The following is a 25194-nucleotide window of genomic DNA, read 5'->3' as shown; positions in this document are numbered from 1 at the left end:
CCCCGGACCCCCGGCCGCGGGCCGTCTGCCGCCTGCGGCGGGGGCGGCCTGCGGCCGCGTCCTCAAACGCCGGACGGGCTGAATTGTGCGGGCGTAGTCCGTAGCCTGAGGGCCGCAAGCCTGCGGGCCGCAGGTCAAAGTGCCACGGTCCGCGAATCCAGCCCGTCCGGCGTTTGAGGACAACGCGGCGAAGCCGCAAATCGACACTGTGAAGGCCCGTCGTCGGCGCACCCCCCGTAGGGGCGCATGCATCCCGAGGATGACCCCCGTCCGTCTCCGGGACTACTGCCGAGCACCGGCCTCGCCCTGTGGTCGGTCCCTTTTCGGTCCGTTCGGCTGAGGCCGCGACCCCACCTCCGAACCCAGAATTGGAGGAGAAGATTCCGGCCATTGCGGCCACCCAGAGAACCCCGAGAACCCAGAGAACACACCCCTCCGGAGGAGACCCGTGCACCGAACCGCCGCCCCCACCCGCGTGGCCGCCGCCCGCGCCACCGGCCTGAGCAAGGTCTACGGCCACGGGGAGACCCAGGTGCGGGCCCTGGACTCGGTCGACGTGGAGTTCCGCCGCGCGGAGTTCACCGCGATCATGGGGCCGTCCGGCTCCGGCAAGTCCACGCTGATGCACTGCATGGCGGGGCTCGACACCGTCTCGTCCGGCTCCGCGCGGATCGGTGAGGTCGAGCTGGCCTCCCTGGACGACCGCCGCCTCACCCGCCTCCGCCGCGACAAGATCGGCTTCATCTTCCAGGCGTTCAACCTCCTCCCGACGCTGACCGCCCTGGAGAACATCACCCTGCCCATGGACATCGCGGGCCGTAAGCCCGACGCACAGTGGCTCAACACGGTCGTCGACACCGTCGGCCTCTCCGGGCGCCTCGCGCACCGCCCGAGCCAGCTGTCCGGCGGCCAGCAGCAGCGTGTGGCCGTCGCCCGCGCCCTCGCCGCCCAGCCCGAGATCATCTTCGCGGACGAGCCGACCGGCAACCTCGACTCCCGCTCCGGCGCCGAACTCCTGGGCTTCCTGCACGAGTCCGTACGGGCCCTCCAGCAGACGATCGTCATGGTCACCCACGACCCCGTCGCCGCCTCCTACGCCGACCGCGTCGTCTTCCTCGCCGACGGCCGCATCGTCGACGAGATGCGCGAGCCGACCGCCGACGCGGTCCTCGACCGCATGAAGCGCTTCGACGCCAAGGGCCGTACGAGCTGAGCCGCGCCCTCGCCCGTACCCCTCCCGCCCTTTCCGCCACGCCCCGGACCAGGACTCTGCCAGCAATGTTCCGTACCGCCGTGCGCAACCTCCTCGCGCACAAGACCCGGCTGATGATGACCGCGCTCGCGGTCCTCCTCGGCACCGCCTTCGTCTCCGGCACGCTGATCTTCAGCGACTCCGTCGGCGGCGCCTTCCGTAACAAGACGGCCCGGAGCCTCGACGACGTGGCCGTCTCCGTGACCCCCGGCTCCGGCCACGGCCGCGCGGCCAAGGGCGAAGGCGTCCTCGACACCCGCGTCGTCGACAAGGTCCGCGCGCTGCCCGGCGTCACGGCCGTACGTCCCTCGGTCAACGGCACCGCCACGGTCGCCGACAAGGACGGCAACCCCGCGGGCAGTGCATGGGGCAGCACCGCCGCCAACTATGTGCCGGGCCCTGACGGCAAGGACAGCCGCTATCCGGTGAAGTCCGGTCGCGGCCCCGCCGCCGCCGACGAGATAGCCCTCGACGACCGGACCGCCGCCAAGACCGGCGCGAAGCTCGGCGAGCCCGTACGGCTCGCGACCGACGGCCCGGTCATCACCAAGAAGCTCGTCGGCATCGTCGGCACCCGCGACCCGCGGGTGAGCTCGGGCGGCAGCCTCGCGCTGTTCGACACCGCCACCGCGCAGCAACTCTTCGGCAAGCCCGGCCAGTTCGGCGAGCTCGTCGTCTCCGCCGCCAAGGGCACCGACCAGAACGCGCTGACCCGCGAGGTCGAGGCCGCCCTGCCCAAGGGCTTCGACGCCCAGAGCGGCACCCGGCTGGCCGCCGAGCAGTCGAAGGAGATCGACAAGGAGACCAGCTCGATCCGCAACACCCTCCTGGTCTTCGCCGGGATCTCCCTCTTCGTCGGCGTCTTCATCATCGCCAACACCTTCACCATGCTCATCGCCCAGCGCACCCGTGAGATCGCGCTGCTGCGTGCCGTGGGCGCCTCCCGCCGTCAGGTCGTACGGTCCGTGCTGGTCGAGGCCGGGCTGCTCGGGCTGGTCGCCTCCGCCGTGGGCTTCGTCCTCGGTCTCGGCATCGCCGCCGGCATGCGGCCCGTACTCAACTCCACCGGCGCCGAACTGCCCGACGGGCCGCTGGTCGTCGAGCCCGCCTCCGTGCTGTCGGCCCTCGTCGTCGGCGTCCTGGTCACCGTGGTCGCCGCCTGGCTGCCCTCCCGCAAGGCCGCCCGGATCGCCCCCGTCGAGGCCCTCGCCTCCGTCGACCAGGCGCCCACCACCCGCGGCCTCGTCGTCCGCAACTCCATCGGCGCGGTCCTCACCGGCCTCGGCGTCGCGATCATGCTGTATGTGACGACGCTGCGCGACAGCGGCGGACTGACCGCCGCCATGGCGGGCTCCGCGCTCACCCTCGCGGGCGTCATCGTGCTCGCCCCGCTGCTCTCCCGCCCCTTCGTCCTCCTCTTCGGCAAGGCCACCGCCCGCCTGACCGGCATCAGCGGCAAGCTCGCCAAGGAGAACGCGCTGCGCAACCCGCGCCGTACCGCCGCGACCGCCTCCGCCCTGATGATCGGCCTCACCCTCATCACCGGCCTCACCGTGGCCGCGGTCTCCGCGAACCAGGGCGTCGACCGGCTGAGCCAGCAGGACCTCACCGCCGACTACAAGGTCAGCTCCACCAGCTACCGCGGCTTCTCCCCGGACGTCGCCGAGAAGCTCCGGCAGCAGCCCGGTGTGGCCGCCGCGGTCCCGCTCCGGCTCGGCGCCTTCGACGCGGACAACGACCCCGGGGGCATCCAGGCCACCGCCGACCTCACCGCCCTCACCAAGGTCATCGACCTGAAGACCACCAGCGGTTCGCTCGCCGACGTCCGCGGCAAGGGCGCGATCGCCGTGTCCGAGACGTACGCGCGGGACCACGGCCTGAAGGTCGGCTCCACCCTGACGATGGACTTCACGGACGGACAGCAGGCCAAGCCGCGCGTCGCCGCCGTCTACGCCGACAACGACGTGCTCGTCAACGTCCTCGGCACCACGGCGCTCGTGGACCCGCACCTGGAGAAGGTGCGCGACGACGAGGTGTTCCTGAAGGCCGCCCCCGGCCAGGCCGACAAGCTCCCCGCCCAGATCAAGAAGACCCTGGGCAACAACCCCATCATGAAGGTCGAGAGCCAGGACGACCTGCGCCGCGCCTCCGCGGGCGACATCGACTCCATCCTCTACCTGATGTACGGGCTGCTCGGCATGGCCGTCGTCATCGCCGTCATCGGCGTCGTCAACACCCTGGCCATGTCCGTCTTCGAGCGCACCCGCGAGATCGGCATGCTCCGCGCGATCGGCCTCGCCCGCACCGGGGTCAAGCAGATGGTGCGCCTGGAATCGGTGATGATCGCGATGTTCGGCGCGGTGCTGGGCGTCGGCGTCGGCATCTTCCTCGCCTGGTCCGGCGGCCACCTGCTGCGCTCGTCCTTCCCCCAGTACGAGATGGTCGTCCCGTGGGGCCGCATCGCGGTCTTCCTGCTGCTGGCACTCGCGGTGGGCGTCCTGGCGGCGGTCTGGCCGGCGCGGCGGGCCTCCCGGATGGACGTGCTGACGTCGATCGGGGCGCAGTAACCTCCGGCTCCCACCGCACGGGCCCGGGGCCCGCACCCTCCGCATCGGGGGCGCGGGCCCCGGGCCCGTCGTATGACGCCGCTCAGTGGAAGCCCAGCATGCCGGGCGAGTTGATGTCGACGGTGACCACGCCCGGCGGGTACGCGTCCTCGTTCTCGGTCAGCAGGATCGACATGCCGGTGAAGTCCAAGCGGGGCAGCGCACAGTACAGCGCGTGGCAGGAGTCCGGCCCGCCGAAGCCGTCGCGGATCATCGTGCCGACGCTGACGGAGGCGATGCCGTCGAGACCGTCGACAACGACAGACGAGTAGGAGAGCACGCGGCGGGAGGCGCCCTCGTCATCGGCTTCGGCTTGCATCAGGCACAGTGCGGGAACGTTGAGACGGTCACCGGGCGTCTTCGCCATGTTGCCGGCGAGCAGATTGAGCGTCTTGTGGCCGCCGGCGAGTGCCTTGACGGCGCTGGTGTCAAGGATGATCACGCTGCGGAGCCCCGGGCGGTCCTGACCTTCTCGGCGGCAATCTTGTAGATGTTGCCCAGCACATCAGGGGCCTGGTCGAACTCCTCGTCGCTGATGTCCACACCGACCAGGCGCCGCGCCACCTCACGGTCGGCGGCGAGCCGTTCGGCGCGTTGCGCGGCGGTCGGTTGCTCCGCGGCCAGCGCGTCGACCAGCTGGCCGATGTTCATGCCACGCTCCTTGGCGAGCTCGGCGAGGTGATCGCGTGTCTCGCGGCGGACCTGAATCGTCGTGGTTGCCATAGCGCCACTATAGACTTCTTGTGGTGGGCGTGTCCTATGGCGCGCCCCTGCGCTTTTCGGGCAACCCCGTTTCGCGATCCTGTTTCGTGCTTCCGAAAGGTCGCGCACCCGTCCTCGGTGCGCGCCGGGGTGTGACGATGCGGCGAGTTCGCCTCGTTCCGGCGAATTCGGGGCGGGGGATACCGCTGAGCACCCACCCCCCGGCTCCGGGGAGGATGCTGGTGCGCGTCGTTCCGACCCGTGACCCGGCGTGTGGCGCCGGGGACTTGAGGGGGAAGCGTGAAAGCAGTCAGGTATCTGGTCGCTCCGCTCGCCGTGGGAACGGCGCTGACGGTGGCATTCGTCCCCGTCTCCGCCGCGGTGCCGAAAAAGCGCATCACGCTCACGTACGCCGACAACGGGAGAAAGGTGGAGGCGCACCTCGGCGATGACACCGAGGTACGCCTCACCGGCTACCGCGAACACGGGCTCACGTACACATGGAGTGTCCCGGCGGCCGACGGCACCGCGGTGCTCCGGCGGACGGCGGGCGCCGCGTCGCCGGGCGGGGGCGCGTCGGCGGTGTTCCACGCGGAACACCGTGGCACCGCCACGATCACCGCCCAGCGCAGGTGTCACTCCGACCCCGGTCGCCTCTGCCCGTTGGTCGTCGTGCCGTGGAAGGTCACGGTCGAGGTGAAGTGACGGGTGAAGCGAGAGTGCCGCGGCCCTCGTCGGTGAAGCGATGAGGGCCGCGACGTCTCACACCCCCGCCGGCTCCTTCCGCTCCGGCTCCGCCCCGTGGCCGTTCCCGCCGTGCCCGTCGTCGCCCGCCATCGACGCCTCGTCGAACGGCAGCCGCCCGCCCAGCACTTCGCGGCAGCGCGCGCCGTCGATCTCCTTCGTCCAGGTGCCGACCAGGATCGTCGCCACCGCGTTGCCCGCGAAGTTGGTGAGGGCGCGGGCCTCGCTCATGAAGCGGTCGATACCGACGATGAGGCCGACGCCGTCGACGAGTTCGGGGCGGTGGGACTGGAGGCCGCCCGCGAGGGTGGCGAGGCCCGCGCCGGTCACGCCCGCCGCGCCCTTCGAAGCGACGATCATGAAGAGCAGGAGGGAGATCTGCTGCCCCACGGAGAGCGGCTGGCCCATCGCCTCGGCGACGAAGATCGAGGACATCGTGAGGTAGATGGCCGTGCCGTCGAGGTTGAAGGAGTAGCCCGTGGGGACGGTGATGCCGACGACCGGGCGGCTCACGCCCAGGTGCTCCATCTTCGCGATCAGGCGCGGCAGCGCCGACTCGGAGGAGGAGGTGGACAGGATCAGCAGGAACTCCCGCCCCAGGTACTTCAGCAGCGCGAAGATGCTCACCCCGGCCACCAGCCGCAGCAGCGTCCCCAGCACCACGATCACGAAGAGCAGACAGGTGATGTAGAAGCCGATCATGATGACGGCGAGGGACTTCAGCGCGTCCACACCGGTCGCCCCGACCACGGCCGCCATCGCGCCGAACGCGCCCACCGGCGCCGCCCACATCACCATCGACAGGATGCGGAAGACGAGCCGCTGGACATGGCCGATGCCCCGCAGCACCGGCTCGCCCGCCGGGCCCAGCGCCTGCAGCGCGAAGCCCGCGAGCAGCGCCACCAGCAGCGTCTGCAGCACCTGGCCGCCGGTGAAGGCGGAGACCATGGTGGTCGGGATGATGCCGAGCAGGAAGTCGGTGGTCGACTCGTGCGCGCCCTTGGCCTGCGCCTCGCCCGCGTGCCGCAGCGACTCGGTCAGGTGCAGCCCGCTGCCGGGCTCCAGGAGGTTGCCGACCACCAGGCCGATCGCGAGCGCGACCGTCGACATCACCAGGAAGTAGCCGAGCGCCAGCCCGCCGACCGCACCGACCTTGGCCGCCTTGCGTACCGAACCGATGCCCAGCACGATCGTGCAGAAGATGATCGGCGAGATCATCATCTTGATCAGGTTGACGAACCCGGTGCCCAGCGGCTTCAGCTCCACGGCCACGCCCGGTGCGGCGAACCCGACCGCGATGCCCACGAGCACCGCGGCGATCACCGCGAGGTAGAGGTAGTGCGTACGGTCTCGTCCGCCGCCCGTCCGGCGGCCCGGCGGTGACTGTGCGGGCGTCGTGGTCATGGGTGCTCTCCCCGTCGTAGCGGCTCCTGTGCTGCCCCTCTCCCGACAAGTGGGGCTCCGGCGACTATGCACGCCCATGTGACTGCGGTCACCCTTGCGTGCATTACGTTCATGGCCGGGCCCAGGTCAGACTGTCCGCCATGCGCAAACCTCGCATACGTCGCCCCCACAGCCTGGCCGGCCGCCTCTTCGCGGTGCAGACCGTGCTGGTCGCCGTCGTGGTGGCGGGCTGTGCGGCCTTCGCGTACCTCGCCGACCGGGGCCAGGCGGAGGAGGCCGCGCGCCGCCAGGTGACGGCGGCAGCGGCGGCCGTCGCGGCGTCACCGGCCGTCCGGGACGCGGTCCGCTCGGCGGACCCGGCGGCCGCGCTCCAGCCGTACGCCGAGCGCGTGCGCCACGACACCGGCGTCGACTTCGTGACGATCATGGACCGGGACGGCATCCGCTGGACCCACCCCGACCCGGACCGCATCGGCGAGCGCTTCCTCGGCCACACCGGGCCCGCGCTGGACGGCCGCACCTTCTCCGAGACCTACACCGGCACCCTCGGCCCGTCCGTCCGCGTCGTCGTCCCCGTCACCGACGGAACCGACGGCACCGCGGGCAACCACGTGATCGCCCTCGTCAGCGCGGGCATCACCGTCGACGCGATCAGCGCCGAGATCCGCCGCCAACTCGTCGGACTGCTCGGCGTCGCCTTGGCCGCGCTCGCACTCGGCGGCGCGGGCACCTACCTCCTCAACGCCCGGCTGCGCCGCCAGACCCACGGCATGAACGCCACCGAGCTCAGCCGGATGCACGCCTACCACGAGGCCACGCTGCACGCCGTGCGCGAGGGCCTGCTGATGCTGGACGGACAGCGGCGCATCGCACTGATCAACGACGGGGGACGTGAGCTCCTCGGCCTGGACGGCGAGGCCGTCGGCCGCCACGTCACCGGCCTCGGGCTGTCGCCCGCGCTGACCGCGGCCCTCCTCGCCCCCGGCCCGCGCGTCGACGAACTGCACCTGACCGCCGACCGCATCGTCGTCGTCAACACCTCGCCGGTGTCCGGCGGGGAGAAGAGCGGCACAGTGGTCACCCTGCGCGACCACACCGAGCTCCAGGCCCTCTCGGGCGAACTGGACTCCGTGCGGGGCTTCGCGGAGGCGCTGCGCTCCCAGGCCCACGAGGCCGCCAACCGGCTGCACGCCGTCGTCTCCCTGATCGAGCTCGGACGGGCCGACGAGGCCGTCGAGTTCGTCACCGCCGAACTCGAACTGGCCCAGGCCCTCACCGACCAGGTCGTCGCCGCCGTCGCGGAACCCGTACTCGCCGCGCTCCTCCTCGGCAAGGCCGCCCAGGCCAACGAGCACGGCGTCGACCTTGTCCTCGCCCCCGACACCCACATCGACGACGGCCTGCTGCCGCCCGGCCTCCCGGCCCGCGACCTCGTCACCGTCCTCGGCAACCTGATCGACAACGGGGTCGACGCCGCCACCGAAGAGGCCCACCGCGAGGGCGGCCCCGCCCGCCGTGCGCAGGTGACCGTCACCGTACGGGCCGACGACGGCGAACTGCTGCTGCGCGTCGCGGACAACGGCGCCGGGATCGCCCCCGAGGCCGTCGACGAGGTGTTCCGGCGGGGCTGGACCACCAAGGAGGGCGCCGCCGCGCACGGGCGCGGACTCGGGCTCGCCCTCGTCCGGCAGGCCGCGCGCCGCAACGGCGGCACCGTCGAGGTCGCCGAATCCCCGGACGGGGGCGCCGAGTTCACCGTACGGCTGCCCCTGCGCGCACGGACGGCGGTGGCGCCATGAGCGCGCCGATCCGGGTGCTGGTCGTGGAGGACGACCCCGTCGCCGCCGCCGCGCACGCCCTGTACGTACGGCGCGTGGCCGGGTTCACGGTGGCCGGGGTCGCGCACACGCGGGGCGACGCGCTGCAGTTCCTCAAGCGGACGGCCGTCGACCTGGTGCTGCTCGACCTCTTCCTGCCCGACGGCCACGGCTTCCAGCTCGTCCGCTCGCTGCGCTCCGCCGGGCACTCCCTGGACGTCATCGCGGTGACCTCGGCGCGCGACCTGGCGGTCGTCCGCGAGGGGGTGTCCCTGGGGGTCGTCCAGTACGTGCTGAAGCCGTTCACCTTCACGACCCTCCGCGACCGGCTCGTCCGCTACGCGGAGTTCCGGGCGGTCGTCGGCGAGGCGAGCGGCCAGGAGGAGGTCGACCGCGCCCTCGCGGCCCTGCGCTCCCCCCAACCCGCCGCCCTGCCCAAGGGCTTGAGCCTCGACACCCTCCAGTCGATCACGGCGGCGATCCGGGACGCCGGACCGGAGGGCGTCTCGTCGGGGACGGCGGCGACGGCGGTGGGCATCTCCCGCATCACGGCCCGCCGCTACCTGGAACACCTGGTCCAGACGGGACGGGCGGTGCGGGCGCCGCAGTACGGGCAGGTGGGGCGGCCGGAGCTGAGGTATCGGTGGGTGACGCGGTGACGTCCGGCTCGGCAAAGGCCCGGAACGCCTCCGTCGCGGGCCTGCGCACCAGCATGCAGCCGGAGGGTTGCGCCCCAGGTCCCGCCCGCGCCCTCATAGGGTGCGGGCTTCGGCGATCGCAAGGCGGACTTCCTCGCGGTCAGGCCTCCTGTAGCGGCTCGTACCAGTTCTGATCGTCCGCGCTCGCTCCTGGATGCAGCAGATGTGCCACGGCGGCGTAGATGATCCCGCCGGAGTGGAACCTGACGGTCGCTCCGGCACGGCCGGGGTTCCCGCCCTCCCGCCGCGTCCATGCTTCGAGGCCACTGATCTCGCGGCTGCCGCTGGATGCGAGCAGGGCCACGAACCATGCCTCGAAGTCCACTAGTTTGATCTTGCTGCCGCTCCCGAATCCATCAGGGGACGGGAGCGGAACGATGGGCTCTTCGCCCTCGACGACCTGCTCATCCTGGTCGAGCTTCTGGCCCGGCGGCAGCACCATGACCAGGTGCACATACGCTGACGCACCGCTGGTGAACTCGACGACCAAGCCGTACGGGACCTTGGTGAAGCCGGCGTCTCTGGCAGTGGAGACGTTTTTGACCGCCGGGCTGCTCGACTGATTGATCAGGTCCACTGCGAAGCTCTCGAAGCGGTCGATGCGCATCTGTCATCCCTCCTAAGGAGCGAGCCAGGATAGGGAGATCCGGAGCGCAACCGGCGTGATCGAGCGGTGGTCCACCCGTACGGGTCCGGGCTCCGTCCGCACGCCCAGAAGAGGGGACGCGCGGACGGAACATCGATCACGGATTGAGTGTGAAGGAGACGCCACAGTCGCCGCACTCGCAGTAGACCGAGCCGTCATCACGGGGATAGCAGGTGGTGTTGCTGCTTCCGCACGCGATGCAGTTCATGAACTCCCCTGGTGGTTGTGCCGGGTCAGCGGAAGATCGTGTGTGCCGCCAGGCAATGGGGTTCCTCGCACATGATCAGCACGCCGAGCGTCCCCTGGTCGCGTACGGTCACCCAAGCGCTGTGGCACTTGTTGCACTTGAGTTTTCCCTGCGCTCCCAGGTGCGCCCGGGTGCGCGCGTCTATCCGATTACTGGTGTTGGGCTCGTGCATCTCCGCACCTGCCATCCATCGGGGGATCTTGTGTGAGATCCATGGTCCCGCATCCGACGGCCCCAGGGGTGTCGGATGCGGGCATCCAGGTCACGTGGACGGCGCCCCCCTTGTGAGGGATGACCGTCACGTGCTCGGCCCATGCCTCGCGGTACTTGGCGACGTGCTCGGTCACCTGGATCGCCGCCGCGAACTGGCGGCAGATGCCGCACTCTTCCCGGGTCGGGTACGCGAGCGGGCCGCCCGTGTGCGGCAGGGAGATGAGCGGGAGGTCCCACTTGGGCGGAGGGATGTTCACCGGCTTCCCTTCCGGGCCTGGACCAGTTCGTTCTTGGCGGCCAGCCGCAGGCTGGTCGGTTCGGCGTCCCATTCCTCGCTGCCGTCGGGCGAACGGAGCCGCGCGACCCGGTGGTCGCTGTCCATGAGCTGTCCCACCTTGCCGTGTTGCGTGTCCACCAGCCACGCACCACAGCGGTAGGTAATCGACGGTGTTGTCATTTGTTCGAACCTCCACGTGTCCCGCCCTGGGCGGGCGGGCATCAACCAGGAAGCTCAGAATCCACGTCCAAACCTTTACTGAACAGGCTATTTTGAATGCCAACTCACCTCGGAATAACTGGAGTTGGTACACATGCGCGATGAGTCGCCCGAACCGGTAACGCCCGCCCAGGAGCTCGGCAGTGAGATCAAGTGCGCCCGCGAGGCACGCGGGTGGACTCAATCCGATCTCGCTCACGAGCTGCACTTCCAGCAGCCTTATGTGAGCAAAGTGGAGCAGGGGAAGCAACTGGCGAGTGCCCAGTTCGCCGAGCAGTGCGACCGTGTGTTCGGCACTCCGGGCACGTACGCGCGGTGGCGGCAGCGGGCGGCCGATGCCGGTAACCCGGTGTGGTTCATCCCGTATCTTCAGCTTGAGCGCGAGGCTACGGCTATTTGTGGTTTCTCAAGTCTCATCGTGATGGGCATACTGCAAACACCGGAGTATGCCGAGGCCATCTATCGGTCTGCCCACCCCAGGGAAGCGGCAACACAGATCAAGGATCGCGTAGAACGCCGCATCCGTCGTAGGGAGTTGTTCGAAAGTTCCAGCCCGCCGTCGCTGTGGGTGATCCTCCATGAGTCGGTCCTGTGGTCCGGCGTAGGTGGCGCGGAGGTCATGCAGGGGCAGCTGAGGCATTTGGCAGCGGCAACGGAGCATCCGCGTATCAACCTGCAAGTGTTCCCGGCCAGTGCGGGCACTCCCGCTTGGGGGGCGCCGTTTATCTTGCTCACACAGCAGGACGGATCCGAGGTCCTGTACGAGGAGATGAACATGCGAGGGCAGGTGGGCAACTCGGAGAGGTTGCTCGTCGAAGCGCGGGCGGCTTACGAGCGACTACGCGCTGATGCCCTGTCGCGTCATGACTCCCTCTCCTTTATCCGGCACGCAATGGAGGCTTACGCTCATGAGCACCACCCTCGACCATTCCCACCTGATATGGGCCAAGTCCAGCTACAGCCTGGGCAACGGCGGCGAATGCGTCCAATGGGCCCCCGCACTCGCAGCTACCGGCGCCGTCCCCATAAGGGACAGTAAGACCCCCGACCGCCCCGCGCTGACGCTGCCCCCCGCCGCCTGGTCCGCCTTCGTGACCAACGTCAAGAATCAGGCACAGCAGGACGTGTAGCCTCGTGCCGGAAGCCCCAGCTCGCCCACCAGCGAGCTGGGGCTTCCATGCGCCAACCCGGTCTGGCGTCGGCGTGTTCCGCGGAAACACCACGCGCCGCTGTCCTCGGCGCCGTGATGTGCCTTTGGCGAACCGAGGGTGTCCGAATATCGGTGGAGGGTGTCCGGGTCGCCGCGGAAGAGGGTTCCTTGTCACGGGCATCGAAAGGGGGCAGCGCGGGAAAAGACCGCACGCGTGCCGTAACCCGGCCTCTCCGTAGGAGGTACCGTGCGCCCCACCACCCCCGTGTTCCTCGCCCTCGTCACGCTCGCCCCGCTCACCGCCTGCGGCAGCGGCGGAAGCCATGACTCCGACACCGTGACGATCGCCTACCAGCGCACCACCGACAACAAGACCCGCATCATGGACACCTATCTCGCCGAGGTGCAGAGACAGTTCGCGCACGACCACCCCGGCAAGAAGCTCCGCCTCATCCCCGTCCAGGCGGCCCAGGCGGATTACTACAGCAAAGTCCAGCAGATGATGCGGTCGGCCAAGACCGCCCCGGACATCGTCCGCGAGGACACCTTCGTCATCAACTCCGACATCAAGGCCGGGTACTTGCGGCCGCTGGACGACAAACTGGCGGGCTGGCGGGACTGGGCGCGCTTCGCGGACACCGCGAAGGCCGCCGCGCGGGCGGAGGACGGCAAGACGTACGGCGTCCCGGACGGCACCGACACCAGGGGCCTCTGGTACAACAAGGACCTCTTCGCCAAGGCCGGGCTGCCCACCGACTGGCATCCGCGCACCTGGGCGGACGTGCTCGACGCCGCCCGTAAGGTCAAGCGTGTGCTGCCCGGCGTCACGCCCCTCAACGTCTACACCGGCAAGGGCCCCGGCGAGGCCGCCACCATGCAGGGCTTCGAGATGCTGCTCTACGGGACGGGGAAGGACCCCCTTTACGATTCAGGGTCCAAGAAGTGGGTCGCCGGGAGTCAAGGCTTCAAGGACGCGCTGGAATTCGTCCGCACCGTCTACGCCGAGAAGCTCGGGCCCGACCCCTCCGACGCGCTCGACCCCAACGTCGACAGCCACGTCGCCACCGAGTGGCTCCCCTCGGGCAAGCTCGCCATCGACCTCGACGGCAACTGGCTCGGCAAGAACTGGCTGCCGACCGGCGGCAGGCCGTGGCCGCAGTGGGCGCGGACCATGGGCCAGGCGCCCTTCCCCACCCAGAACGGCGCGGCGCCCGGAGCCGTGAGCCTCTCCGGCGGCTGGACGTGGGCGATCTCCGCGAAGTCCGGCAACGCGGATCTGGCCTGGCAGGCGATCGAGACGCTCCAGACGAAGGACAACGCGGTGAAGTGGGACGTGCGGGACGCCCAGATCGCCGTGCGGGACGACGTGGCGGCCGACCGCACGTACCTGACGTCGATGCCGGGCATCGACTTCTTCACCGGCCTGGTCAAGAACACCTTCTACCGGCCCGCGCTGACCGTCTACCCCCAGGTGTCCAGCGCGATCAGGGACGCGATGGAGTCGGTCACGACCGGCGACGCGACGGCGGCGCAGGCCGCCAGGCGGTACGACGACGCGCTGAAGACGCTTCCCGGCGTGACCGTCGAGGTGCGGTGAGGTGGCCGCGCCCATGTCGGCGCTCACGTCCGCGCCCATGTCCGCGCCCGCGTCCCTCGCCCGGAGGGCGTCGCGGTGGCTGCCGATCGCCCCGGCCACGACGCTGCTGCTGCTCTTCCTGGCCGGACCCATCGCGTACTGCGTCTACCTCGCCTTCACCGACACCCAGCTGACCGGCCAGGCGTCCGCCTCCTTCGTCGGGCTCGCCAACTTCCGGCGGGCGTTCGCGGACGACGGCTTCCGGAACGCGGTGGTCCTGACGGTCGTCTTCACCGTCCTCTCCTCGGTCGTCGGCCAGAACGGCCTGGGCTTCGCGCTCGCCGCCCTGATGCGCCGCGCGTCGCGGCCCGTACGGACGCTGACCGGCGGGATCGTGATCGGGGCGTGGGTCCTGCCCGAGATCGTGGCGGGCTTCCTGCTCTACACGTTCTTCAACCGCCGCGGCACGCTGAACGCCATCCTGGAATGGCTCCATCTCCCCACCCAGAACTGGCTGTTCACGCTCCCCATCCTCGCGGTCTCCTTCGCCAACGTATGGCGCGGCACGGCGTTCTCCATGCTCGTCTACTCCGCCGCCCTGGCCGGCATCCCGCGGGACGTCACGGAGGCGGCGGAGGTCGACGGCGCGAGCGGCCCGCGCCGGTTCTGGCACATCACCCTTCCCATGATCCGCCGCTCGATCGCCACCAACCTGATGCTCAACACGCTCCAGACGCTGTCGGTCTTCGGTCTCATCTGGGCGATGACCCGGGGCGGTCCGGGCAACCGAAGCCAGACGCTGCCCGTCTTCATGTACGACCAGGCGTTCCTGAAGTCACTGATCGGCTACGGGACGGCCATCGCCCTGCTCCTGCTGCTGGTGGGAGCGCTGTTCTCGGTGGTGTACCTGCGGCTGATGCGGGACGAAGTGTGAGCGGACGACTCCGCTCGGTGCCGGATGTGTCCGGATGTGGCGTACGTCATTCCCGACATTAGGAACGTCTTGCTTCTATTCAGCTATCCCCATGAGCACAGCAGGCTGAAGATCCGGAGCAAGACGTTGACGTACACACCTTCCGGCACCTACGGGTCCCGGGGTCGCCGCCGCGCGTCCCGCGCCAAACGATGGATCATCGTGGCGGCCTCCATAGCCACGCTGGGCCTGATCGCCTGGCCGGTCATGAGCTACTACGAGATACCCCCGTTCACGGACAAGGGCGACCCCGTGAGCTACGGCAAGGTCGACGGCGACCAGGGTGGACAGGCTGCCGGGGACTCCAGGTCGCTGATGCCGACCGGCCCGCAGGCCCCGTTCAAGAACGCGCGGACCCTGGCGGACGGCACCCACGTCAGCCTCGTCACGTACAAGGGCAAGAAGTCCGGCTTCGAGGGCAAGGTGTGGGTCTGGGCGCCCAAGGAGTACGAGGACCCGAAGTACGACAAGAGCGGCTTCCCCGTGATGATCGCCCTGCCCGGCGGTCCCGGCTACGGCACCAACTACTGGTGGGCCGGCTTCAACTTCATCGAGAACATGGCCAAGTGGGCCAAGGACGGCACGGCCAAGCCGTTCCTGATCGCCATGCCGGTGCTGAACCCCGGCCCGGACGACAAGGGCATCTACTGGGACGCCAGTGACATCCCCGGGCAGCCGAAGATGGGCACCTGGCTCACCGAGGACGTCCCGGACCTGATGCGGGAGAACTTCCGCACCCTGAAGTCCCGCGACGGCTGGGCCTTCATGGGCTCTTCCACCGGCGGTTTCGCGTCCATGAAGGCCGTGCTGAAGCAGCCGGACAAGTTCAAGGCCGCCATCGCCAACGGCCCGGACATCGTGCCCGACTCCCCGCTCTGGAGGGGTCACGAGAAGGAGATGGCGGAGAACAACCCCAAGGTTCTCGCCAAGCAGCTCATCGCGAACAAGGGCCCGGACGTCTACCTCGCGTACCAGGTGGGCACCAACGAGAGCAATGTGCACACCCTGCCGGACGTGAAGAGCTTCATCGCCACCTACGGCAAGGGCCCGGTCCACACCAAGCTGGACGTGATCCAGGGCGGCAGGCACGACGGCAACTCGTACGCCGGCAACCTGGGCAAGGGCACGATCCAGTGGATCAGCGAACAGATCGAGGGGCCGACGCCCTCGTCCTGATCCGTCCCTCATACGCGAAAACGCCGGGCCATGCGGATGTGGCCCGGCGTTTTCGCGTATGCGCCGCTACGGGAGCTTCGCCACCAGTGCCGCCGCCTCCGGGCCCGGGAGGCCCGAGGCCGTCAGGGTCGTGACCGCCGCCGAGCGGCCCGCCTCCTCCGGGGCCAGGACGCCGTCGTTGACCGCCTGCATCAGCCCGAAGAGGACCTGCTCGCGTACATAGGAGAGGGCGTCGGCCGGGAGCGGCGAGACGAAGCGGCCCTCCTCCAGGCCGCGGCGCAGCACCGCCGCGCCCGCGCGCCGTACCGGCTCCAGGCGCTTGCGGATGCCCTCCACCGTGACGCTGCGCTGGGCGAGCGAGATCAGCAGGCGGTAGTTGTCGGCGATCTCCCAGACGGCGAGGATCGAGCGGGCGAGCGCCTCCGCCGGGTCGTCGACCCCGCGCAGGGCCGCCGCGTGCGCCGCCCCCACCGCCGCCGCGGCGTCGTCGACGAGCGCGCCGATCAGCGCGTCACGGCTCGGGAAGTGCCCGTAGACCGTGCGCCGTACGACCCCCGCCGCGCGGGCGATCTGATCCATGCTCGCGTCCGGGTCGCGCAGCAGCTCGGCGAGCGCGACGTCCATGATGCGCCGTCGGTTGGTGTCCGCTCTGCCGGCCATCGGTTCTCTTCTCGCTCGACGGTGACTGTCCAGACACAGCCCCGGCCCTCATTTTGCACACCGCCACCCACGGGCGTAAATTGCACAGCAGTGTGTAAGTTGCACAGCAGTGTGCAGATTCCGAAAGGGGGGCCGATGGGCCTCGCGATGTCGACACCGGTCGACAAGATGGACGGTCCGTACAAGAGGCGCTGGGCAGCTCTCGGTGTCCTGTGCATCAGCCTGCTGATCATCGTCATGGCCAACACGTCCCTGACGGTGGCGGCCCCGGACATGGTCAAGGACCTCGGGCTCGGCAGCTCCGACCTGCAGTGGGTCATCGACGGCTACACCGTGCCGTACGCCGCGCTGATGCTGATCCTCGGCGCCGTCGGCGACAAGTACAGCCGCCGCGGGGCGCTCGTCCTCGGTCTCCTCGTCTTCGGCTCGGCGTCCGTCGCCGGGTCGCTGGTCCACAGCTCCACCGGCGTCATCGCCGCCCGCGCCATCATGGGCATCGGCGCGGCCATGATCATGCCGGCCACCCTCTCGCTGCTCGCCGCGACCTTCCCGCGCGAGGAGCGCGCGAAGGCCATCACCATCTGGACGGCCACCGCCGGTCTCGCCATCGCCGTCGGCCCGCTGGTCGCGGGCGCGCTGCTGGAGGACCACGGCTGGGCCTCGACCTTCCTCATCAACGTGCCGATCGCCGCGCTCGGCATCGTCGGCGCGCTGCTGCTCGTCCCGCCGTCCAAGGCGGCCAACGTCGACAAGATCGACTACATCGGCGGCCTGCTGTCCGTCATCTGGGTCGGCTCCCTCATCTACATGATCATCGAGGGTCCGCACTTCGGCTGGGGCACCAACGCGATCGTCGCGGCCGTGGTCGCCGGCGTCGGCCTCGTCCTCTTCGTCGTCTGGGAGCTGCGCCACCCGCGCCCCGTCCTCGACGTCCGCCGCTTCGCCGAGCGCGCGTTCGCGGGCTCCACGCTGGCCGTCGCGCTGTTCTTCCTCGCGGTCTTCGGCACGTTCTACTACCTGACGCAGCACCTCCAGTTCGTCCTCGGCTACTCGGCGCTCGACACGGGCATCCGGATGCTGCCGCTGGCCGGTGCCGTGTTCGTCGGCGGCGCGCTCACCGCCGTGCTGACCCCGAAGGTCGGCATGAAGGTCACCGTCGCGCTCGGCATGACCGTCGGCACCGTCGCGATCGCGCTGCTCACCCGGGTCGACGCGAACTCGACGTACGACGACTTCGTCCTGCCGCTGATCATCCTGGGCCTGGCCATCGGCCTGTCCCTGTCGCCCTGCACCAACGCCATCATGGGCTCCTTCCCCGAGGACAAGCTCGGCGTCGGCGGTGCCGTCAACAGCACCTCCATCGAGCTGGGCGGCTCGCTCGGTATCGCCATCCTCGGCACCGTGCTGGCGAAGACCTACTCCTCCAACCTCGGTGACGCCGCCGCCAAGGTGGCCGCCGCCGGTGGCCCGAAGCTCCCCGAGAAGGCGCTGTCCGTCGCCCAGGACTCCGTCGGCGCCGGCCTGGCCGTCGCCCAGGAGGTCGGCAAGCAGGTCGCGGCCGGCGCCGCGCCGAAGGTCGGCGCCGAGAAGGCCGCCGCCATGGGCGCCCAGCAGGCGCAGACCGTGGTCGAGGCCGTGCACAAGGCGTTCGCGGACTCGGTCGCCCACACCAGCGTGGTCGGAGCGGTGATCCTCGCCGTCGGCACGGTGGTGGTGGCGGTGCTGCTGCCGCGACGCTCGGCCGCCGCGGCCGCGGCGGCGCCCGCCGTTTCCGAGCCGAAGGTGGACGAGAAGGTCTGACGTCCTTCGCACCGCACGCGGGCCCCGTACCTCCAGCCGGAGGTACGGGGCCCGTTCGTTCGGGGGCGCGCGGCCGGTCAGTGGACGACCAGGGTCGCCCGCCAGGTCCCGCCGCTCTCGCGGCGACTGGTCAACTGGATCTCCCCGGGGGCCTTCGGGGTGAACAGGCCGACGGTCGTGCCGATCGTCGGAGTCACCATCCCGTTGTTGTCACGGGTGACGGCCGCGCCGGGCTGCGACGTGATCGGCTGCCAGTGCTGGTGCGCGTCCGTGGTGTGCGCGCTGAGGAACACGGCGATCTCCTGGCCGTGCGCCACGCAGATGCGCCCGCCGTTGTCCGTCTCGGTGATCGTCCCCGCGGTGTGGGGCAGCACGGCCTTGTCGGGGTTGTGGCACGGGGGCGTGGGGCTCGGCCGGGCGGTCTGCGCGGTGTGGCCGCCGCAGCCGGTGAGGAGGAGCAGGGCGAGGGCGGTGGCAGGGGCTCGAAGATGCATGCTGCGGGCCCTTTCTGCGGTGGTTGTCCGTGGGAGGACACCCGCCGGGTGGGCGGGCCGCACGGCCCGCCCACCCGGGTGCCGGATCAGCCTTGATCGCTGGCCGAGTTGTAGTAGATGGCGCAACCGCCCTTGCCGCTGTTGAAGTTGTTGCTCCACAGCGGCTGGACGGCGAAGTTCGTGCCACCGATGGACTTGATGGCGGAAACGCCGTTGTTCCAGACGCACTTGTCGCCGATCTCACCGCCGGTGGTGTCGTTGTCGGTGCTCCAGCCGCTCATGGGCTCCGGGTCGGTGAGCGTTTCGGCGTACTCGTGACCCCCGACGATGGTCACCCCTTCAGTGTCCCCGGTCACACCGGTGGTTCCGGTGTCGACATAATTGGCGCCGCACCAGGAGCCGGCGTCCGGGATGTAGGGGAAGTTGGTGTAGACGGCCAGGGTGGTGCCGTCCGCCGACTCCTGGGACGAGTGCCATGAGCAGTACTTGGTCTCGAAGCCCGAGGGCACGACGCCGGTGGGCGTGTCGATGATGAACTGGGTGCCGTCGCCGCTCACACCGAAATGCGCCGCCGCGTTGAAGGCTTCGGTCGCGATGTCGCTGTCCGTCGGATTCTGCGGCGCGGCCGCGCCGGTGTCGCTCCAGGTTCCGGCGAGCAGTCCGCTGGCGGGGTGCTCGATATGCGTGGCGGAGGCGGGACAGGAGGTCGCTCCGGTCGTCATCGGGGGGCCCCAGCAGTACTGAGTGTTCGTGGTGCTCCAGTTGTCTCCGGACCCCACGAGGTTGGTGAAGAAGTTCTTCTGCAGGGCGACTTCACCCTTGGGGTCGTTGAGGGACCCGTCCGCGTTCTTCCACTGGGAGCCCCAGTAGACGATGTACACCGCGGGTACGGCCTCCACCGGACCGCCGTGGTACGTCATGAGGTTGGTATTCGTCGGCGCCTTCCCGGCCGCCCTGTTCTCTGACTTGGGCCGGGGCTTGGTCACGTGGGGCGAAGCCTGCTTCGGCGCGGGCGACGGATGCGACGCCGCGAATCCCGATTGCGGCGCCATGGCGAGGCCGAGGAACGTGATGAGGGCCGTGACGAGGACCGTCAGGGCGGAATGCCGTGAGCGGCCGGTCGGGGAGTGGGCGAAGGGCATGGTTTCCTCGCTTTTCCGGGCATGCCCGTTCCGCGCGGACACGGGACGGGAATCCCGGGAATGGTGGGTACGGCATCGGATCGCCGTTCGCGTGGCACCGGGGGATGGTCCTCCCGGGGCCCGGCGGCGACTCGGCCGGTTCATGAGATGTCCGGAGCGGGGTTCGCCGGCCGACGCCTCGGCGCCGGTGTCCGGGCGGATTCCCCGCCGCGGCGGGCGCGGCCCGGAGCGGCGCGCCTCATCGGCCTCGCTCAGGGGGCGTGCGTGCGACGCGCGCCTACGGGGCCGCGGCCGTCAGGAGACGACGGTCCAGTGCTGAGTCGCCGAGTTCGCGTCGGGGGTGGTCTCCAGCACAGCGGACTTCTCCGAAGTCCCGGCGCTGTCCAGCGCCTTGCCGGAGGCGGCGTCGGTGATGGTCAGCACCCCGGACGACGCCTCGCTCACCTGCCACTTCTGCCCGGCGAGGTCGGAGGCGGGTGCCCGCAGGTCTACCGTGCCGTCGTGACCGGTCAGCACGGCGGACGGATTGCCGTTGCCGTAGACGCAGCGGTCGGAGATGGTCGCGGTCCCGTCGGAGTTCTGGGCGAACATCCAGAGCTGCTGGTTCTGGTAGTAGGGGTTGTTGGAGCGCTTGTCGATGTCGACGGTCGACACGCTGTCCGTGCAGGAGCCCTCCGCGTGCAGCACCAGAGAAGCCGAATTGTTGCTGAGGATATGGTACTTGCCGTCACCAATCACCGATGAAAGGGCCTTGGTGTTCGGATAGCCTTGCTTTCCTTGCGCAGTTGCCGACACCGTTCCCTGGGAACACGCCAGCGCCATTACACCGAGACTGGCGGCGGCAATCCCCAACTCCCGGGCGATTTTCCTGAGGTTCATGGCCGACCTCTTCTCTGTGAACTCCCCCTGTCATTGCGGGGATAAGTCCAGGAGAGCCGAAGGCGTCAATCCCAAACAGGGTGCGCGCACGCAATTCACTCAAATGGATGCGCTACTTGGGACGCTTTACACCCCTCGCAACCACACCGTCGCCAGAGGCGGCAGTGTCACCGTGATACTCGTGGGGCGGCCATGGTGCCGGACGGATTCCGGCTTGACCGGGTCGGGGGTCACGACCCCCGACCCCCCGTACCGCTCCGCGTCCGTGTTGAGGATCTCCTGCCACGCCTCCGGGCCCGGCGGTACACCCAGGCGGTAGCCGTGCCGCACCACCGGGGAGAAGTGCGAGACGGCGAGCAGCGGCGAGCCGTCCGCGGCGTGACGGAGGAAGGCGAAGACGTTGTCCTCGCTCGCGTCGGAGTCCACCCACTCGAAGCCCTCGGGCACGGTGTCCCGCTCCCACAGCGCGGGCGTGTCCAGGTAGCCGTGGTTGAGGTCGCGCACCAGGTCCCGTACGCCCCGGTGGTCGGCCTCCGCGGCGTACGAGGGGTCCAGCAGCCACCAGTCCGGGCCATGGCTCTCGGACCACTCCGCCCCCTGGGCGAACTCCTGCCCCATGAAGAGGAGTTGCTTGCCGGGGTGCGCCCACATGAAGCCCAGGTACGCGCGGTGGTCGGCGCGCCGCTGCCACCAGTCGCCCGGCATCTTCGAGACCAGCGCGCGCTTGCCGTGCACCACCTCGTCGTGCGAGATCGGCAGCACATAGTTCTCGCTGTACGCGTAGATCATGGAGAAGGTCATCTCACCGTGGTGGTACTTCCGGTGGACCGGCTCCTTGGAGACGTAGACGAGCGAGTCGTGCATCCAGCCCATGTTCCACTTCAGCCCGAAGCCCAGCCCGCCGAAGCCGCCGGGGCCCACGTGGTGGGTGGCGCGGGTGACGCCGTCCCACGCGGTGGACTCCTCGGCGATGGTGACGACCCCCGGGCAGCGGCGGTAGACCGTCGCGTTCATCTCCTGGAGGAAGGCCACCGCGTCGAGGTTCTCCCGGCCGCCGTGGACGTTCGGCGTCCACTGGCCCTCCTCGCGGGAGTAGTCGAGGTAGAGCATCGACGCCACGGCGTCCACGCGCAGCCCGTCGATGTGGAACTCCTGGCACCAGTAGACCGCGTTGGCCACCAGGAAGTTGCGGACCTCCGCGCGCCCGTAGTCGAACTCCAGCGTGCCCCAGTCCGGGTGCGCGGCCCGCGCCGGGTCCCCGTGCTCGTACAGCGGGCGCCCGTCGAACTCGGCCAGCGCCCAGTCGTCGCGCGGGAAATGCGCGGGCACCCAGTCCATCAGCACCCCGATGCCCGCCCGGTGCAGGGCGTCCACCAGGTACTTGAAGTCGTCGGGCGTGCCCAGCCGCGCGGTCGGCGCGTAGAAGCCGGTGACCTGGTAGCCCCACGAGCCGCCGAAGGGGTGCTCCGCCACCGGCATCAGCTCGACATGGGTGAAGCCCAGGTCCTTCACATACGCGGGCAGTTGCTCGGCGAGCATCCGGTAGGACAGGCCGGGCCGCCAGGACGGCAGGTGCACCTCGTAGACGGAGAACGGGGCCTCGTGCACCGGCCGTTCGCCCCGCCGCGCCAGCCACGCCCCGTCGGTCCACTCGTGGTGCGAGGCGTGCACGATCGACGCGTTGGCCGGGGGCACCTCGGCGCGCCGCGCCATCGGGTCGGCGCGCATCGTGTGCGAGCCGTCGGGCCGGGTGATCTCGAACTTGTAGAGCGCGCCCTCGCCGATCCCCGGCAGGAACAGCTCCCACACCCCGGCGGCGCCCAGCGAACGCATCGGATGGCCCGTGCCGTCCCAGAAGTTGAAGTCGCCGACGACCCGCACGCCCAGGGCGTTCGGCGCCCATACGGTGAAGCGGGTGCCCGCGACCCCCTCGTGCTCCATCGGCCGCGCGCCGAGCGCCCGCCACAGCTCCTCGTGCCGGCCCTCCCGGATGAGGTGCAGGTCCAGCTCGCCGAGCGCGGGCAGGAACCGGTACGCGTCGTGGACCTCCACCTCCGCCTCCGCGTCCTCGTACGTCACCAGGAAGCGGTAGTCGGGGATGTCCCTGAGCGGCAGCACGGCCGCGAAGAAGCCGTCGCCCTCGTCGAGGAGCGGGACCCGCAGCCCCTTCGCGACGACCGCCACCGACCGCGCGAACGGCCGCAGCGCCCGGAACGCGATCCCGCCCGGCACGGGACGCGCCCCCAGCAGCGCGTGCGGGTCGTGGTGCGCGCCGTGCAGCAGCCGGCCGCGCTCCTCGTCGCCGAGCGGCACCGCCGGACGCACCCCGCGACGCGCGCGCACGGGCAGCGGCTCCCGGCGCTCTCGGGGCTCCTGTTGATCCCGGCGCTCCTGCTGCTGCTCCCGCCGCTGCTCCCGCCGCTCCCCGTGTTCTCGGTCTCGGTCTCGGCCTCGGTCCCGGTCCCGGTCTCGGCGCCCGGGTCCGGCCGGGCCGGGCAGGAACGTGGCCGGGACCCCGGGCAGGCCTTCGGGACGGTGCCCTGCCCCGGGTTCGTGGGACGGTCGGCGGGACGGCGGGCGAGCGGTCACGGGGCGGTCCTCCTCAAGCTTCCCCCGGCGACGGCCGGGAGACGGATCGATGGTGCTGCGGTCCGGGTCGTCATACGGGCTTCCCGCCGTCCGCCGGGGTACGCGCCAGCCGGTGGATCGCCGACATCGGCACGGGCAGCCAGTCCGGGCGGTGCCGGGCCTCGTAGAGCACCTCGTAGACGGCCTTGTCCGTCTCGTGGGCGCGCAGCAGTTCGGGGTCCTCGCGCGGGTCGCCGTGCACGGTCGCGTACCCCTCGCAGAAGGCCGCGCGGGCCCGCTGGGACCAGGTGCCGCCCGTCGCCCGGCCGACCGCGGCCGCGTAGTCGAAGGAGCGCAGCATGCCCGCGACGTCCCGGGCCGCGGGCTGCGGGCGGCAGCGTTCGGCCAGCGGCCGCGCGGGCTCGCCCTCGAAGTCGATGAGCGCCCAGCGGCCGTCCTCGGCGGTGCGCAGCGCCTGCCCCAGGTGCAGGTCGCCGTGGATGCGCTGGGCGCGCCAGGTGCGCCCGGCCCGGCCGAGCGCGGCGAGTTCGTCGTACGCGGCGCGCAGCGCGGCCCGGTAGGGGCGCAGGGCGGGCACGGCGTCGGCGGCGGCGTCCAGGCGGCGGGCCATGGCGGCGGCCAGGTGCTCCAGCTGGGGGCGGCGCAGGACGACGGTGGGCAGCACCTCGGCGAGCGCGCCGTGGACCTCGGCGGTGGCGTGCCCGAGGGCGCGGGCGGAGGCGGTGAAGTCGGCACGCACGGCGAGGGCGCTGAGGGCGAGCTGCCAGCCGTCGGCGGAGCCGGGCAGATAGGGCTGGAGGACGCCGAGCGTCAGCGGCCCCGCCTCCAGGCCGGGCAGCTCCGCCTCGATCCAGGCGGCGGGCGCGGGTACCCGGTCGCAGCCCCCGGCGGCGAGCGCGCGGGGCAGTTCGAGATCGGGGTTGATGCCGGGGCCGATGCGGCGGAAGAGCTTGAGGATATACGTTTCGCCGTACACGACCGAGGAGTTGGACTGTTCGGCGCCGAGCAGCCTGGGGGTGAGCCCGGCGGGGATGACGGCGGTCTCCTCGCGGGTGAAGCCGATCGGCCCGATCCTGCCGGGCGTCCGCAGCCGCTCCAGCAGCAGGGCCGCGAGCCGGGGGTCGGCGAGGCCCTCGTAGACGGTGCGGCCGTGCAGCGGCCCGCCGGAGGGGCGGCCGATGCGGGCGGCGGCGAGGTGCGGCGGCAGCACCTCCTGGATGCCGAGCAGGAGTTGGTAGCAGTCGTCGGTGCCCGCGTGCAGGACCGGGCCCGCCGGTTCGGGGCGGCCGGGCGAGCCGGTCTGGTGGGCGCGCACCAGGAGGTGCAGCAGACCGGGGGAGGTGCCGCCGGTGAGGTGGGGGAGCAGCTCGGTCGCCGAGACCAGGGTGAAGCCGGTGATCGGACGGCCCTTTCCCGCGAACCAGCGTTGACGCGGCAGCCACTCGGCGAGCAGTGGCACCAGGGAACCCAGAAGCCCCGCCTCGGCGTCCGTCCGCTGCGCGGCGTTCGCCGAGGCGGCGTGGACCGAGGACAACAGCGGTCCGGGGGTCGCCCCCCGGCGGGCGTTTCCGCGGGGGGACGGTGCAGCGTCCGACATGGCGTCGCGTCCTTTCCCCGGGCACACGACGGATAGGGAAAAGTGTCCCGGATTGCGGCTTTGACCGGTGTGCGGTGCGGGACGTGTCGGACGAGGATCGTCCGTACGGTCAGCTCCCGCGGCCCTGCAATCGGTGCGTGCGATGCGTGCGGTGCGTGCTGTCGGCCCCGCTCGGGGGAGGGAGCCGCGGGGGCGGACCCGCTCGTGCGTAGTAGGGAGGGTGCCCAGGGTTCGCGGGGGAAAACCGTCCGTGCGCGGCCGGCGGAACGACGCCCGGGACCCACGGAAGTTCACACCCGCCGAACCGATCGCGGTGCGCCCGCACCGGGGCCC

23 protein-coding genes are annotated in these 25194 nt (G+C 70.6%); 11 read left to right on the top strand and 12 right to left on the bottom strand.

The window, feature by feature from the left end; translation table 11 throughout:
• Positions 1-448 precede the first annotated feature (448 nt).
• Entirely contained in the window at positions 449-1213 is a 765-nt protein-coding gene (locus ACWD4A_RS30715; RefSeq protein WP_451198959.1) for an ABC transporter ATP-binding protein, read from the top strand.
• Between the two features lie 65 nt (positions 1214-1278).
• Positions 1279-3819, top strand: a complete 2541-nt coding sequence (locus tag ACWD4A_RS30710) for an ABC transporter permease (RefSeq protein ID WP_451198957.1) — start codon at positions 1279-1281, stop codon at positions 3817-3819.
• 82 nt (positions 3820-3901) lie between these two features.
• Here ACWD4A_RS30710 and ACWD4A_RS30705 read toward each other — a convergent pair whose 3' ends face one another.
• On the bottom strand, positions 3902-4300 hold the full coding sequence (locus ACWD4A_RS30705; RefSeq protein WP_451198955.1) for a hypothetical protein: 399 nt from the start codon (positions 4298-4300) through the stop codon (positions 3902-3904).
• Positions 4297-4581, bottom strand: coding sequence for a hypothetical protein (locus ACWD4A_RS30700; RefSeq protein ID WP_451198953.1), 285 nt, complete (start codon positions 4579-4581; stop codon positions 4297-4299). The genes ACWD4A_RS30705 and ACWD4A_RS30700 overlap by 4 nt, the downstream gene beginning before the upstream one ends.
• Positions 4582-4860: 279 nt before the next feature.
• On the opposite strand from ACWD4A_RS30700, the gene ACWD4A_RS30695 reads away from it, so the two are divergent.
• Positions 4861-5265, top strand: a complete 405-nt coding sequence (locus ACWD4A_RS30695; RefSeq protein WP_451198952.1) for a hypothetical protein — start codon at positions 4861-4863, stop codon at positions 5263-5265.
• A 57-nt stretch (positions 5266-5322) separates the two neighbouring features.
• Here ACWD4A_RS30695 and ACWD4A_RS30690 read toward each other — a convergent pair whose 3' ends face one another.
• A complete protein-coding gene (locus ACWD4A_RS30690) occupies positions 5323-6708 on the bottom strand; it encodes a cation:dicarboxylate symporter family transporter (protein ID WP_451198951.1) in 1386 nt (461 codons plus the stop codon).
• Positions 6709-6848: 140 nt separating this feature from the next.
• Between ACWD4A_RS30690 and ACWD4A_RS30685 the strand changes: the two genes are divergently transcribed.
• Positions 6849-8507, top strand: coding sequence for a sensor histidine kinase (locus tag ACWD4A_RS30685; RefSeq protein WP_451198950.1), 1659 nt, complete (start codon positions 6849-6851; stop codon positions 8505-8507).
• The gene (locus ACWD4A_RS30680) at positions 8504-9184 is read left to right on the top strand and encodes a response regulator (RefSeq protein ID WP_451198949.1); all 681 of its coding nucleotides are present in this window, start codon (positions 8504-8506) and stop codon (positions 9182-9184) included. Before ACWD4A_RS30685 ends, ACWD4A_RS30680 begins: the two co-directional genes overlap by 4 nt.
• 139 nt (positions 9185-9323) lie before the next feature.
• Here ACWD4A_RS30680 and ACWD4A_RS30675 read toward each other — a convergent pair whose 3' ends face one another.
• The 3 genes from ACWD4A_RS30675 to ACWD4A_RS30665 all read right to left on the bottom strand — a co-directional run bounded on the left by ACWD4A_RS30675 (position 9324) and on the right by ACWD4A_RS30665 (position 10744).
• On the bottom strand, positions 9324-9830 hold the full coding sequence (locus tag ACWD4A_RS30675) for a hypothetical protein (protein ID WP_451198948.1): 507 nt from the start codon (positions 9828-9830) through the stop codon (positions 9324-9326).
• Between the two features lie 272 nt (positions 9831-10102).
• Positions 10103-10288 carry a hypothetical protein gene (locus tag ACWD4A_RS30670; protein ID WP_451198946.1) on the bottom strand — a complete coding sequence of 62 codons (186 nt, stop codon included), beginning with the start codon at positions 10286-10288 and terminating at the stop codon, positions 10103-10105.
• Between the two features lie 294 nt (positions 10289-10582).
• Entirely contained in the window at positions 10583-10744 is a 162-nt protein-coding gene (locus ACWD4A_RS30665) for a hypothetical protein (protein WP_451198945.1), read from the bottom strand.
• Between the two features lie 175 nt (positions 10745-10919).
• On the opposite strand from ACWD4A_RS30665, the gene ACWD4A_RS30660 reads away from it, so the two are divergent.
• The 5 genes from ACWD4A_RS30660 to ACWD4A_RS30640 all read left to right on the top strand — a co-directional run bounded on the left by ACWD4A_RS30660 (position 10920) and on the right by ACWD4A_RS30640 (position 15700).
• A complete protein-coding gene (locus ACWD4A_RS30660) occupies positions 10920-11864 on the top strand; it encodes a helix-turn-helix domain-containing protein (protein ID WP_451198943.1) in 945 nt (314 codons plus the stop codon).
• The gene (locus tag ACWD4A_RS30655) at positions 11788-11955 is read left to right on the top strand and encodes a DUF397 domain-containing protein (RefSeq protein ID WP_451198961.1); all 168 of its coding nucleotides are present in this window, start codon (positions 11788-11790) and stop codon (positions 11953-11955) included. The genes ACWD4A_RS30660 and ACWD4A_RS30655 overlap by 77 nt, the downstream gene beginning before the upstream one ends.
• A 267-nt stretch (positions 11956-12222) precedes the next feature.
• Complete coding sequence (locus tag ACWD4A_RS30650; protein WP_451198941.1) at positions 12223-13572, top strand: extracellular solute-binding protein; 1350 nt, start codon at positions 12223-12225, stop codon at positions 13570-13572.
• A gap of 13 nt (positions 13573-13585) precedes the next feature.
• Positions 13586-14485, top strand: a complete 900-nt coding sequence (locus tag ACWD4A_RS30645; protein ID WP_451198939.1) for a carbohydrate ABC transporter permease — start codon at positions 13586-13588, stop codon at positions 14483-14485.
• A gap of 126 nt (positions 14486-14611) precedes the next feature.
• The gene (locus ACWD4A_RS30640) at positions 14612-15700 is read left to right on the top strand and encodes an alpha/beta hydrolase (RefSeq protein WP_451198937.1); all 1089 of its coding nucleotides are present in this window, start codon (positions 14612-14614) and stop codon (positions 15698-15700) included.
• Positions 15701-15766: 66 nt separating this feature from the next.
• On the opposite strand, the gene ACWD4A_RS30635 is transcribed toward ACWD4A_RS30640, so the two are convergent.
• On the bottom strand, positions 15767-16360 hold the full coding sequence (locus ACWD4A_RS30635) for a TetR/AcrR family transcriptional regulator (protein WP_451198935.1): 594 nt from the start codon (positions 16358-16360) through the stop codon (positions 15767-15769).
• A gap of 135 nt (positions 16361-16495) precedes the next feature.
• Between ACWD4A_RS30635 and ACWD4A_RS30630 the strand changes: the two genes are divergently transcribed.
• On the top strand, positions 16496-18160 hold the full coding sequence (locus ACWD4A_RS30630; protein WP_451198933.1) for an MFS transporter: 1665 nt from the start codon (positions 16496-16498) through the stop codon (positions 18158-18160).
• Positions 18161-18237: 77 nt separating this feature from the next.
• Here ACWD4A_RS30630 and ACWD4A_RS30625 read toward each other — a convergent pair whose 3' ends face one another.
• The 5 genes from ACWD4A_RS30625 to ACWD4A_RS30605 all read right to left on the bottom strand — a co-directional run bounded on the left by ACWD4A_RS30625 (position 18238) and on the right by ACWD4A_RS30605 (position 24861).
• Positions 18238-18654: a hypothetical protein gene (locus ACWD4A_RS30625; RefSeq protein WP_451198931.1), complete on the bottom strand. Its 417-nt coding sequence runs from the start codon at positions 18652-18654 to the stop codon at positions 18238-18240.
• Between the two features lie 86 nt (positions 18655-18740).
• Positions 18741-19796, bottom strand: coding sequence for a hypothetical protein (locus tag ACWD4A_RS30620; protein WP_451198929.1), 1056 nt, complete (start codon positions 19794-19796; stop codon positions 18741-18743).
• 294 nt (positions 19797-20090) lie between these two features.
• On the bottom strand, positions 20091-20483 hold the full coding sequence (locus ACWD4A_RS30615; protein ID WP_451198928.1) for an RICIN domain-containing protein: 393 nt from the start codon (positions 20481-20483) through the stop codon (positions 20091-20093).
• 318 nt (positions 20484-20801) lie between these two features.
• Complete coding sequence (gene glgB, locus ACWD4A_RS30610) at positions 20802-23018, bottom strand: 1,4-alpha-glucan branching enzyme (RefSeq protein WP_451198926.1); 2217 nt, start codon at positions 23016-23018, stop codon at positions 20802-20804.
• Between the two features lie 316 nt (positions 23019-23334).
• Entirely contained in the window at positions 23335-24861 is a 1527-nt protein-coding gene (locus tag ACWD4A_RS30605) for a maltokinase N-terminal cap-like domain-containing protein (RefSeq protein WP_451198924.1), read from the bottom strand.
• Positions 24862-25194: the final 333 nt, after the last annotated feature.

Source organism: Streptomyces sp. NPDC002537 (assembly GCF_053594975.1).
The sequence above is the reverse complement of the archived record's forward strand: the minus strand, read 5'-3'. Positions and strand labels throughout refer to the sequence as shown.

What these genes read in the sequence shown, in the direction of transcription:
- ACWD4A_RS30605 (WP_451198924.1), bottom strand. Translation starts at nt 24,861, where the DNA reads ATGTCGGACGCTGCACCGTCCCCCCGCGGAAACGCCCGCCGGGGGGCG.
- ACWD4A_RS30630 (WP_451198933.1), top strand. Translation starts at nt 16,496, where the DNA reads ATGGGCCTCGCGATGTCGACACCGGTCGACAAGATGGACGGTCCGTAC.
- ACWD4A_RS30660 (WP_451198943.1), top strand. Translation starts at nt 10,920, where the DNA reads ATGCGCGATGAGTCGCCCGAACCGGTAACGCCCGCCCAGGAGCTCGGC.
- ACWD4A_RS30680 (WP_451198949.1), top strand. Translation starts at nt 8,504, where the DNA reads ATGAGCGCGCCGATCCGGGTGCTGGTCGTGGAGGACGACCCCGTCGCC.
- ACWD4A_RS30710 (WP_451198957.1), top strand. Translation starts at nt 1,279, where the DNA reads ATGTTCCGTACCGCCGTGCGCAACCTCCTCGCGCACAAGACCCGGCTG.
- ACWD4A_RS30670 (WP_451198946.1), bottom strand. Translation starts at nt 10,288, where the DNA reads ATGCACGAGCCCAACACCAGTAATCGGATAGACGCGCGCACCCGGGCG.
- ACWD4A_RS30675 (WP_451198948.1), bottom strand. Translation starts at nt 9,830, where the DNA reads ATGCGCATCGACCGCTTCGAGAGCTTCGCAGTGGACCTGATCAATCAG.
- ACWD4A_RS30620 (WP_451198929.1), bottom strand. Translation starts at nt 19,796, where the DNA reads ATGCCCTTCGCCCACTCCCCGACCGGCCGCTCACGGCATTCCGCCCTG.
- ACWD4A_RS30685 (WP_451198950.1), top strand. Translation starts at nt 6,849, where the DNA reads ATGCGCAAACCTCGCATACGTCGCCCCCACAGCCTGGCCGGCCGCCTC.
- ACWD4A_RS30700 (WP_451198953.1), bottom strand. Translation starts at nt 4,581, where the DNA reads ATGGCAACCACGACGATTCAGGTCCGCCGCGAGACACGCGATCACCTC.
- ACWD4A_RS30690 (WP_451198951.1), bottom strand. Translation starts at nt 6,708, where the DNA reads ATGACCACGACGCCCGCACAGTCACCGCCGGGCCGCCGGACGGGCGGC.
- ACWD4A_RS30645 (WP_451198939.1), top strand. Translation starts at nt 13,586, where the DNA reads ATGTCGGCGCTCACGTCCGCGCCCATGTCCGCGCCCGCGTCCCTCGCC.
- ACWD4A_RS30625 (WP_451198931.1), bottom strand. Translation starts at nt 18,654, where the DNA reads ATGCATCTTCGAGCCCCTGCCACCGCCCTCGCCCTGCTCCTCCTCACC.
- ACWD4A_RS30635 (WP_451198935.1), bottom strand. Translation starts at nt 16,360, where the DNA reads ATGGCCGGCAGAGCGGACACCAACCGACGGCGCATCATGGACGTCGCG.